Source organism: Streptomyces sp. NPDC059003, assembly GCF_042740445.1.
In the GTDB taxonomy this organism is placed as follows: domain Bacteria; phylum Actinomycetota; class Actinomycetes; order Streptomycetales; family Streptomycetaceae; genus Streptomyces.
Genome location: NZ_JBHYJH010000066.1, coordinates 38688 through 48703 on the forward strand (window position 1 = coordinate 38688; position 10016 = coordinate 48703).

The window sequence follows — 10016 nt, forward strand, 5'->3', positions numbered from 1 at the left end:
GATGGCCGACTCCAGGACCGTCGCGTCCTGCAGCGCCTTCACCGCGCCCGCGCCGGTGTGCGGGCGCGCGACCGTCGCCGCGTCGCCCGCGAGCAGCACCCGGTCCCGCGCGTAGTGCGGCGCCGTGAAGTCGTACATCGGCTGGAGGAACAGCTCGTCCGGGGCGGTGGCGCGGACCAGGTCGGCCCAGTAGGGCGGCAGCAACGCGTCGGCCACGTACGCCAGATGGGCGCGCAGCGCGTCCGTCAGGCCGCCCGGCGGCAGGCTCGTCGGAGTGGTGAAGCCGAGGTCGGCCGTGAGGCCCGCGGGCGGCGCCGTGTACAGGACCCAGTTGACGCGGTGGCCGCCCGCGCCGTCCGGGATGCGGTAGATGATCACGTGCCCGCCCGCGAAGACGACGTACACGCAGTCCTCGTCCGCCCACAGCTCCGGGTCCTTCAGGCGCTGCTCGGGGTAGGCGCCGCGCCACGCGAGATAGCCCGCGTACTGGGCCCGCAGGTCCGGGTAGGCGGCCTCGCGCACCACCGACCGGTAGCCGTCCGCGCCCACCACCACGTCGAACCGCTCGGTCCCGTCGTCCGTCTCCACTGCGGCGCCGCCCGGGCACGGCCGCACCGCGGCCGCCGTGGTGCCCGTGCGGAAGGTGACCGACTCCGGCACCCGGCGCCGCAGCTCGCTCCACAGCGGACCCCAGTTGTACGTGCGGAACGGGAACGGAAGCACGCCGATCTCGTGCCCGCGCGGATCCGGCGCCCGGTCGTCCCGCACGTACCAGCGCCGCCTGACCAGCTGGACCCAGGGCATGTCCGCGTCCAGGTAGCCCGCCGACTCCAGCTCCACGTAACGGGAGTTGTGGACCGCGAGCCCGACGCCGCGGTCCGCGAGGCGGACCGACGCCCGCTCGTACACCGTGATCTCGTCCGCGCCGCCCCGGTGTGCCGCGAGCGCCGCGGCGCACCCCGCGACGCTGCCTCCGACGACGGCGACCCTGCCCGAATGCATCATCGCGCCATCCTGGCAGGGGGATGACGTCCTGTCATGACCCTGTGTCAGCGCATGGACACACCGCGTCCGGCGAAAAACGGCTCGAACTCCGTGAGCGGGAGCTCCGCCGCGCGCGACCGCGCGTCGATTCCCGACGGGTTGTGGAAATGCAGCCCCCCGGACGCCGTGCGCCCCGTCACCAGGACCAGGTGCCCGCCACGCCCGGGAGACGGGCGCTCCGGGCGGCGGATCTCGAAGTGCACGGACACCATCACCGAAAAGCCCTCGTCGACGAGAGCGGTGACCTCGTCGAGCGTGAGGTGCCGGTGCACGGTCGCCTCCCTGTCGTGCACCTCGCGCACGTACTCGGCGAACGGCGCGTAGATCAGGCCCCGGATCTCGCCGTCGTCCGGATCCTCGGTGTACGCCCCGTACTTGAGCGCGCCGTCGCGCAGCTCGAACAGGGAGGGCGCCCCCGGGCCGAGCGCCATCCGCAGACACGTGAGCCCGCACAGATGGCCGCACCAGCGCGCGTAGTCCGCGAGCGTGGCGGCGCCGGACTCCCGCCACGCCGGGTCGTCGGCCCGGTCGTGGCCCTCGTACACGATCTTCGCCACGAGCTCGGGCGAGGCGAACTGGGTGAGGGTGGGGACGTGACAGGTGGGGCAGGTGGGGCGGGTCGGGCTGAGGGTCACCGGGCGCACTCCTCGCTGCGGGCGACGGCCGCCCTGGCTACTGGCGATAGCCGCTCAGGAAGCGGCCGATGCGGCTGATCGCCGCGTCGAGATCGTCAGCGTACGGGAGCGTGAGGACGCGGAAGTGGTCGGGGTGCGGCCAGTTGAAGCCCGTGCCCTGCACGACCTGGATCTTCTCCTGGAGCAGCAGGTCCAGGACGAACTTCTCGTCGTCGTGGATCTTGTGCACCTTCGGGTCGAGCCGCGCGAACGCGTACAGGGCGCCCTTCGGCTTCACGCACGACACGCCGGGGATCTCGTTCAGCTTCTCCCAGGCGCGGTCGCGCTGCTCGCGCAGGCGGCCGCCCGGCGCGGTCAGCTCGTGGATGGACTGGCGGCCGCCGAGCGCGGCCTGGATCGCGTACTGGGCGGGCGCGTTGGCGCACAGGCGCATGGAGGCCAGCATCGTCAGGCCCTCCAGATAGTCCCGCGCGTGCTGTTTCGGACCCGTGACGAGCAGCCAGCCGGAGCGGAAGCCCGCGACCCGGTACGTCTTCGACAGGCCGCAGAAGGTCAGGACCACCAGGTCGGGCGCGAGCGCGGCGACGCCGTGGTGCACCGCGTCGTCGTACAGGATCTGGTCGTAGATCTCGTCGGCGAACACCATCAGGCCGTGGCGGCGCGCCAGGTCGAGCATGCCCTCGAGGACCTCGCGCGGGTAGACCGCGCCGGTCGGGTTGTTCGGGTTGATGATGACCAGGGCCTTGGTGCGGTCCGTGATCTTGGCGGCCAGGTCGTCCAGGTCCGGGTACCAGTCGGCCTGCTCGTCGCACAGGTAGTGCACGGCCTTGCCTCCGGAGAGGGTGGTCACGGCCGTCCACAGGGGGAAGTCCGGGGCGGGGATGAGGACTTCGTCGCCGTCCTCGAGCAGTGCCTGCACGGCCATCGTGATCAGCTCGGACACGCCGTTGCCGAGAAAGACATCGTCTACGGAGATGTCGTCGATGCCGAGCGCCTGGTACCGCTGCACCACCGCGCGCCGCGCGGAGAGGACGCCCCGCGAGTCCGTGTAGCCGTGCGCGTTCGGGAGCATCCGGATCATGTCCTGGACGATCTCCTCGGGCGCCTCGAAACCGAAGGCCGCGGGGTTGCCCGTGTTCAGGCGGAGCACGCTGTGGCCCGCCTCCTCCAGGGCGTTCGCGTGCTCGATGACCGGGCCCCGGATCTCGTAACAGACCTCGCTGAGCTTGCTGGACTGCCGGAACTCCATGCGGTGTGCCTCCCGTGGCGTGCGTTCCTTGGTTTTACCAAGCTGGAGCTTGGAAAGTCCAACAACTTGTCTAGACTGCGACGCATGCCACCTCGATCGCGCCGTAGCTACGACCAGTTCTGCTCCGCCGCCCGCGCCCTCGACGCCGTCGGCGACCGCTGGACCCTGCTGATCGTCCGAGAGCTCCTCGTCGGCCCGCGCCGCTACACCGATCTCCACGCCGACCTGCCCGGAGTGAGCACGGACGTGCTCGCGTCGCGGCTGAAGGACATGGAGCAGTCGGGCCTCGCGACGCGGCGCCGCCTTCCGCCGCCCGCGTCCGCGTACGTCTACGAACTCACCGAGCGGGGGCGGGCGTTGCTGCCCGTGCTGCGGGCGCTCGCCGCGTGGGGGGCGCCGGAGCTCGCCGAGCGGCGGCCGACCGATGCCGTGCGGGCGCACTGGTTCGCGCTGCCGCTGCTCGATGCCGTTGCTCCGGAGGAGGGGCTGCTCGAGGTGCGGCTTGAGGAGGGGGACTTCCACGTGTGGATACGTGGGGGTGGGGAGGTCTCGTACGGGGATGGGGCGGCGCCTGGGGAGCCTGATGCGCGGATGGTTCTGGATGCGGGGACTGCCGTCGAGGTGAGCCGGGGGGTGTTGAGTGTGGCCGACGGGGTGCGGGGTGGGCGGATCGCTGTCGTGGGGGAGAGTGCGTTGGCCAAGGCGTTGCGGGAGGGGTGACGGGGCTGGCCTGGGGGCCCTCGCGGGTAGCGCCCCAGGCCCGCCCCTTCCCGAAACTAGGGGGCTTCGCCCCCTAGGACCCCCGTTTTGTCGGCGCTTCGCGCCTCGTCCTCAAACGCCGGACGGGCTTGTTGGTCGCGCTGCGCGCTCGTCCTCAAACGCCGGACGGGCTTTTTCTGGTCAGCGCATAGCCGCCTACGCCGGACAGTGCGGCTAGTACGCCGCCCGCTGCCGTCCAGAGCCAGCGGTCCGTCCACCAACCCGAGGACCAGCCGTCCTCCGGCTCCAGCTTGTCGGGGGACGCGCCCGGTACCAGGGGGGACGCCAGGGAGCCGTCCACCGCTGCCGCGCCGCCGATGTCCTTCGACGTGGCCTTCACCTCGGCCGTCACCGGCTGGCCCAGGTCGGCGGTCTTCAGGCCGGTCGCCGTCAGGCGTACGTAGTACGTGCCCGGCAGCGGATCGTTGGCCCACGGGTCCGACCAGGCGCGCACGGTGCGCAGGACGCAGGCCAGCTCCACCGAACCGGCGTCCGGCGCGGCCGTCCGCGCCTGCATGCCGTACATGCAGGACTGACGGCGCCGCAGGCCGTCGTACACGTCGATGCGCCACTTCGCGCCGGCCTTCCGGGCCGCGTCCGGCAGCTTCACGGTCGCCTTGACCGTGGGCCGCTGGCCCGCGTCCGCCGGGAACGACCAGTACAGGTAGTCACCGGTCGACGCGCTCGCCGTGGCCGTGTCGCCCTGTTCGATCTCCGTCGCCGTGCGGAAGGACGTGCCCGCGTCGGCGGTCTTCTTCCCGTCGCCATCGGCGTCGGCCGCGGACGCGGTGCCGGAGGTGAGGAGGGCGGCCAGGCCCATGAGGCCCGCGGCCGCGAGGAGTCGTTTCGTACGCATCAGTTCGTCCTCCAGACCGCGACGCGCCAGCGCGAGAGCCAGCCCCACAGCACACCGCCCACGAAACCGGCGAGCACCAGGGCGCCGAGCAGCCACCAGCCGCGCCCCAGGCCGAACGCCGCCACGTCCGAGCCGTCGTCCGGCGCGTCCACGACGTCGACGGCCAGCTCGACGGGCAGGCCGGGCTTGCCCTTCGCGGCGGTGGCCCCGGCGGCGGGGGAGTACGAGTGGGACACCTGGAGGCAGACGGTCTCCTTCTCGTCGGCGTCGGAGTCGTCCCGCTCCGGCTTCGGATAGCGCAGGCCCGTCGAGATGACGTCGGTGCGCCCGTCGCCCGCCTCCTGGCCGCGCACGATCTCGCGGTCGTGCTTGGTCACGGCCCGCAGGAGCACGCCGTAGTCGTTGTTCACGGCCCGGTCGGCGCCCACGCTCACCGAGGCGCGCAGCTCCTGGCCCGGCTCGACGTCCACGCGGTACCAGCGGTGCTCGCCGAAGCCCGCGCGGTCGGTGTACAGGCCCGGCTTGAGCTCCGGCGCCGCGGAGCAGCGGTCGGCGCCCTCGACGGCCACCGGGTTGACGACCGGATCGGCCGCGCGGTCCACCAGCTGGCCGACGCGGTCGGTGAGTTCGTCGGTGTGCCGGATGGAGGTGTACGTGCCGCCGGTGGCGTCCGCGATGCAGCTCAGCTGCGCGCGCATCTTGGTGTTCGGGACCAGGCCGAGGGTGTCGATGGTGAGGTTGATGCCCTTGGCCGCGATCTCACGGGCCACCTCGCACGGGTCGAGGGGCTGGCAGGTGTCCTCGCCGTCGCTGATGAGGACGATGCGGCGCGAGCCCTCGCCGCCCTTCAGGTCGTCGGCGGCCTTCAGGAGGGCCGGGCCGATCGGGGTCCAGCCGGTGGGCGCGAGCGTGGCGACCGCGGTCTTGGCGTCGGTGCGGTCCAGCGGGCCCACCGGGTAGAGCTGCTCGGTGTCCTTGCAGCCCGTCCTGCGGTTGTCGCCGTGGTAGTTGGCGCCGAGGGTGCGGATGCCGAGGTCGACGTCCTCGGGGGTGGCGTCGAGCACCTCGTTGAACGCCTGCTTCGCCGCGGCCATCCGGCTCTTGCCGTCGATGTCGCGGGCCCGCATCGAACCGCTCGCGTCGAGGACGAGCTCGACCTTGGGCCGCGCCTCGTCGGTGTCGTCCGGCTCGTCGGCCGCGTACGCGACCGTGGGCGCGAGCCCCATGCTCAGGGCCGCGAACAGGGCACAGAACCCCGCCGCGAACCGATTTCTGGTGATCATCGCCAGATCTTATGGATCAAGGTCCGTCCGCTCCAAAAAACCGGTTGCGGCACCCGGTTAGGGTGGCGGGTGTGCTGCGAGAAGTGACGGCTGTCCGATATCTGGAGCCCCTGCGGGCGGGCGGGTCCGTGCCCGGGGTCGTGGAGGCCGACGACCTGGGGACGTACGTCCTGAAGTTCACCGGCTCCGCGCAGGGCCGCAAGGCCCTCGTCGCCGAGATCATCGTCGGCGAGCTGGCCCGCCGCCTCGGCCTGCGCGTGCCGGAGCTCGTCCTCGCCCACTTCGACCCGGCGGTGGCCGCGGACGAGCCGCACCAGGAAGTGCAGGACATGCTGCGCGCGAGCGCGGGCCTCAACCTGGGCATGGACTACCTGCCGGGCGCCCGCGACTTCACGCCCGACACCGCTGACGACCTGGACGTGGACCCGCTGGAGGCGGGCAAGGTGGTCTGGCTCGACGCGCTCACCGCGAACGTCGACCGCACGGTGCACAGCTCGAACCTGATGGTCTGGCCGACGTTCGGCACCCGCGAGCCCAAGCTGTGGCTCATCGACCACGGCGCGGCCCTCGTCTTCCACCACCGCTGGGAGGCCGCGACCCTGCTCGCCTCCGCGGAGAAGGCCTACGACTTCCGCCGGCACGCGCTCGGCCGCTACCGCCCCGACACGAAGACGGCCGACGCGCGGCTCGCCCCGCTCGTGACGGAGGACCTCCTCCGTGAGATCACGGCGGAGGTCCCCGACGCGTGGCTGGCCGACGAGCCCGGCTTCGCGCACCCCGACGCCCTGCGCGCCGCCTACGTCACGTATCTGACGGCCCGCGCCCGCGCCTCCGCCGCCTGGCTCCCCACGGACTTCGCCTCGCTGGACCAGGTCGCCGCCGACGACGCGCGCCGCGCCCGGGCCACGGAGGCGTCCCGCCCGGCCTGGCTGAAGCGGGTCCCGAACCTGCACGGCAAGCCCGATCCGCGACCCGCGAAGAGGTACCCATGAGCCACCGCGTGGAGATCGAGTACTGCACCCGGTGCCGCTGGCTGCCCCGCGCGGCCTGGCTGGCGCAGGAGCTCCTGACCACGTTCGAGGCGGAGGTCGACGAGCTCGCCCTCAAGCCGGGCACGGGCGGCGTGTTCGTCGTACGCGTCGACGGCGAGCCCGTCTGGGACCGCAAGGAGCAGGGCTTCCCGGAGCCGACGGCCGTGAAGCGCCTCGTACGCGACCGAGTGGCACCGGGCCGGAGCCTGGGCCACTCGGACCGGTGACCGCCGGGCCTCAGACCAGCTGCTCGTACGCGGGCAGCGTGAGGAAGTCCGCGTAGTCGGCGTCCAGGGAGACCTGGAGGAGCAGGTCGTGGGCCTGCTGCCACTTGCCGGCCGCGAAGGCCTCCTCGCCGATCTCGGCGCGGATCCGCGCGAGTTCCTCGGCGGCGACCTCGCGGGCCAGGTCGGCGGTGGCGGGCTCGCCGTTCTCGAAGACGACCCCCGCGTTGATCCACTGCCAGATCTGGGAGCGGGAGATCTCGGCGGTGGCCGCGTCCTCCATGAGGTTGAAGATGGCGACCGCGCCGAGGCCGCGCAGCCAGGCCTCGATGTAGCGGATGCCGACCTGGACGGCGTTGACGAGCCCGGCGTAGGTGGGCCTGGCGTCCAGGGAGTCGATGGCGATCAGGTCGCCGGCGGCGACGCTGACGTCCTCGCGCAGCCGGTCCTTCTGGTTCGGCCGGTCGCCGAGGACCGCGTCGAAGGAGGCGAGGGCGATCGGGACGAGGTCGGGGTGGGCCACCCAGGACCCGTCGAAGCCGTCGCCGGCCTCGCGGTCCTTGTCGTTCTTGACCTTCTCGAAGGCGACCTTGTTGACCTCGGCGTCCTTGCGGGACGGGATGAACGCGGCCATGCCGCCGATCGCGTGCGCGCCGCGCTTGTGGCAGGTGCGGACGAGGAGTTCGGTGTACGCGCGCATGAACGGGGCCGTCATCGTCACGGCGTTGCGGTCCGGCAGGACGAACTTCTGGCCGCCGTCGCGGAAGTTCTTGACGATGGAGAAGAGATAGTCCCAGCGCCCGGCGTTCAGACCGGAGGCGTGGTCCCGCAGCTCGTACAGGATCTCCTCCATCTCGTACGCCGCCGTGATGGTCTCGATCAGGACGGTCGCGCGGACGGTGCCCTGCGGGAGGCCCACGTAGTCCTGCGCGAAGACGAAGACCTCGTTCCAGAGGCGGGCCTCCAGGTGCGACTCCGTCTTCGGCAGGTAGAAGTACGGGCCCTTGCCGAGGTCGATCAGGCGCTGGGCGTTGTGGAAGAAGTAGAGCCCGAAGTCGACGAGCGCGCCGGGCACGGGCGTGCCGTCCGCGTCCGTGAGATGACGCTCATTCAGATGCCAGCCGCGCGGGCGCATCACGACGGTGGCGAGCTCGGCGGCGTCCTTCAGGGCGTACGACTTGCCGGTGCGCTCGTCCGTGAAGTCGATGCGGCGCTCGTAGGCGTCGGTGAGGTTGAGCTGGCCGAGGATCACGTTCTCCCAGGTGGGGGCGGAGGCGTCCTCGAAGTCGGCGAGCCAGACCTTCGCGCCGGAGTTCAGCGCGTTGATGGTCATCTTGCGGTCGGTGGGGCCGGTGATCTCCACGCGGCGGTCGTTCAGGGCGGCCGGGGCGGGGGCCACCCGCCACGAGTCGTCCGCGCGGACCGCGGCGGTCTCCGGCAGGAAGTCCAGGGACGAGGTGCGGGCGATCTCGGCGCGGCGCTCCGCGCGGCGGGCGAGGAGTTCGTCGCGGCGCGGCGTGAACCGCCGGTGCAGCTCGGCCACGAAGGCGAGGGCCGCGGGGGTGAGGACCTCTTCCTGCCGGGGCAGGGGCTCGGCGTCGACGATGGCCAGCGGGGACGGCGCTGGTGCGGACATGAGCTGTCACTTCCTTCAGCGAGCTTGCGGCCCCGCGGCACGGCACTCAGTGCCGCGGCGCCGAGATACGGCTGCGGGCGCCGTCTGAGATGTCGGGCGCTTCTGAGCAGTGGATACTAGTTTCCTTATGGTGGAAGTTCAATGGTTTGTTGACGTCGAGATTCTCCTCGTCGACAGAACATGGCGCTGAGTGCCACGGGGGTCACTCCCAGTGGAGCAGGTCCTAGTCCAGGCGTGTCAGGTCCGAGAACGTGTCGATGTCGTACGGCTCCGCGATGTCCCCGCACTCCACCAGGGTGAGGGCGGCGGCGTGCTCCGCGAGGTAGGCGCGGGCCCCGCGGTCGCCCGTCGCTGACGCCGCGATCCCGTCCCAGTGGTCGGCGCCGAACAGGACCGGATGGCCGCGCTCGCCGTCGTACGAGGCGGCGGCGAGCGTCGCGGGCGAGCGGTACGCGGCGCGCAGCCGGGCCACGGCGGCCGCGCCGATCCCCGGCTGGTCGACGAGCGAGACGAGAGCGGCCGCCACGCCGGTCCCGCGCAGCGACTCCAGCCCCTTCTTCAGCGAACTCCCCATCCCTTCCCGCCAGTCGGGGTTGTCGACGAGGATGCAGCCGGGCAGGGTCGCGTTCTCGCGTACGACGTCCGCGGTGGCGCCGAGCACGATGTGCACGCGCGTGCAGCCGCCCTCGTGGAGCGCCCGGGCCGCGCGCTCCACGAACAGCTCGCCGCGGTGTTCCAGGAGCGCCTTCGGGCAGCCGCCGAGCCGGCGGCCGCCGCCCGCCGCGAGCAGCAGTCCCGCGACCTCTCCGGAGCCCTCGGGGGCGGTTGCGCCGTCAGGAGGTGACAGTGATTCGGTCATGACTCTTGCTTACCGCATGGGATGTGGGGACCCTGTTCCGGCCGGGGCGTGGCCGGAAAGAGACGGCTGCCGCACGTCGATGTGCGAGGGGGAGAGCTGTGTTGCGGAGCGTGGGGCGGAGAGCGGTGAGGGACGGCTTCGAGGATCCGCGCGTGCGGGAGCTGCGGGCCGCGGTGTCCCGGTTGCGCCGTGAACTCGCCGCCTATCCGGGCGAGTTCCCCGATCGGGCGATAGCTGAGGACGAGTTAGCCGCGCTTGCGGCGATGGCTGCGGCGGGGGATCCCGAGGCGCGGCGGTTGCGGCGGTCGCTTTTGCTGGTGGCCGGGTCCATCGGGTCGGTGAGTGCGCTTGCGGGGGCGTTGGCGGGGGTTCGGGGGGCGGTGGAGGGGTTCGGGCGGGGGTGAGGCCGGGCCCTAACGGGGGGTTCCCCAATCCCGCCC

Annotated in this window: 11 protein-coding genes; 4 read left to right on the plus strand and 7 right to left on the minus strand. The window is 72.1% G+C overall.

Annotation, left to right across the window (positions count from 1 at the left end; genetic code table 11):
• The 3 genes from ACFWZ5_RS23010 to ACFWZ5_RS23020 form a co-directional block, all read right to left on the minus strand.
• Positions 1 to 1005 (minus strand): FAD-dependent monooxygenase (locus ACFWZ5_RS23010; RefSeq protein ID WP_384891233.1); only part of this gene is annotated, 1005 nt, incomplete at its 3' end.
• A gap of 44 nt (positions 1006 to 1049) precedes the next feature.
• Positions 1050 to 1679 (minus strand): C39 family peptidase, encoded by a 630-nt coding sequence (locus ACFWZ5_RS23015; RefSeq protein ID WP_384789254.1) that lies wholly within the window; start codon positions 1677 to 1679, stop codon positions 1050 to 1052.
• Positions 1680 to 1716: 37 nt separating this feature from the next.
• Positions 1717 to 2928 (minus strand): pyridoxal phosphate-dependent aminotransferase, encoded by a 1212-nt coding sequence (locus tag ACFWZ5_RS23020; protein ID WP_384789251.1) that lies wholly within the window; start codon positions 2926 to 2928, stop codon positions 1717 to 1719.
• An 84-nt stretch (positions 2929 to 3012) separates the two neighbouring features.
• On the opposite strand from ACFWZ5_RS23020, the gene ACFWZ5_RS23025 reads away from it, so the two are divergent.
• Positions 3013 to 3648 (plus strand): winged helix-turn-helix transcriptional regulator, encoded by a 636-nt coding sequence (locus tag ACFWZ5_RS23025; RefSeq protein ID WP_384789248.1) that lies wholly within the window; start codon positions 3013 to 3015, stop codon positions 3646 to 3648.
• Between the two features lie 154 nt (positions 3649 to 3802).
• Here ACFWZ5_RS23025 and ACFWZ5_RS23030 read toward each other — a convergent pair whose 3' ends face one another.
• Together ACFWZ5_RS23030 and ACFWZ5_RS23035 are read right to left on the minus strand one after the other, a co-directional pair.
• Complete coding sequence (locus tag ACFWZ5_RS23030; protein ID WP_384805669.1) at positions 3803 to 4543, minus strand: hypothetical protein; 741 nt, start codon at positions 4541 to 4543, stop codon at positions 3803 to 3805.
• Positions 4543 to 5826, minus strand: coding sequence for a VWA domain-containing protein (locus ACFWZ5_RS23035; RefSeq protein WP_384805667.1), 1284 nt, complete (start codon positions 5824 to 5826; stop codon positions 4543 to 4545). The genes ACFWZ5_RS23030 and ACFWZ5_RS23035 overlap by 1 nt, the downstream gene beginning before the upstream one ends.
• A gap of 71 nt (positions 5827 to 5897) precedes the next feature.
• On the opposite strand from ACFWZ5_RS23035, the gene ACFWZ5_RS23040 reads away from it, so the two are divergent.
• Complete coding sequence (locus ACFWZ5_RS23040; RefSeq protein ID WP_384805665.1) at positions 5898 to 6818, plus strand: HipA family kinase; 921 nt, start codon at positions 5898 to 5900, stop codon at positions 6816 to 6818.
• Positions 6815 to 7084, plus strand: a complete 270-nt coding sequence (locus ACFWZ5_RS23045; protein ID WP_384805663.1) for a SelT/SelW/SelH family protein — start codon at positions 6815 to 6817, stop codon at positions 7082 to 7084. Before ACFWZ5_RS23040 ends, ACFWZ5_RS23045 begins: the two co-directional genes overlap by 4 nt.
• A gap of 10 nt (positions 7085 to 7094) precedes the next feature.
• On the opposite strand, the gene aceB is transcribed toward ACFWZ5_RS23045, so the two are convergent.
• Both aceB and ACFWZ5_RS23055 read right to left on the minus strand, forming a co-directional pair.
• On the minus strand, positions 7095 to 8717 hold the full coding sequence (gene aceB / locus ACFWZ5_RS23050; RefSeq protein WP_384805661.1) for a malate synthase A: 1623 nt from the start codon (positions 8715 to 8717) through the stop codon (positions 7095 to 7097).
• Between the two features lie 223 nt (positions 8718 to 8940).
• Positions 8941 to 9576 (minus strand): NTP transferase domain-containing protein, encoded by a 636-nt coding sequence (locus ACFWZ5_RS23055; protein ID WP_384805659.1) that lies wholly within the window; start codon positions 9574 to 9576, stop codon positions 8941 to 8943.
• 98 nt (positions 9577 to 9674) lie between these two features.
• On the opposite strand from ACFWZ5_RS23055, the gene ACFWZ5_RS23060 reads away from it, so the two are divergent.
• A complete protein-coding gene (locus tag ACFWZ5_RS23060) occupies positions 9675 to 9980 on the plus strand; it encodes a DUF5955 family protein (protein WP_384805657.1) in 306 nt (101 codons plus the stop codon).
• Positions 9981 to 10016 lie beyond the last annotated feature (36 nt).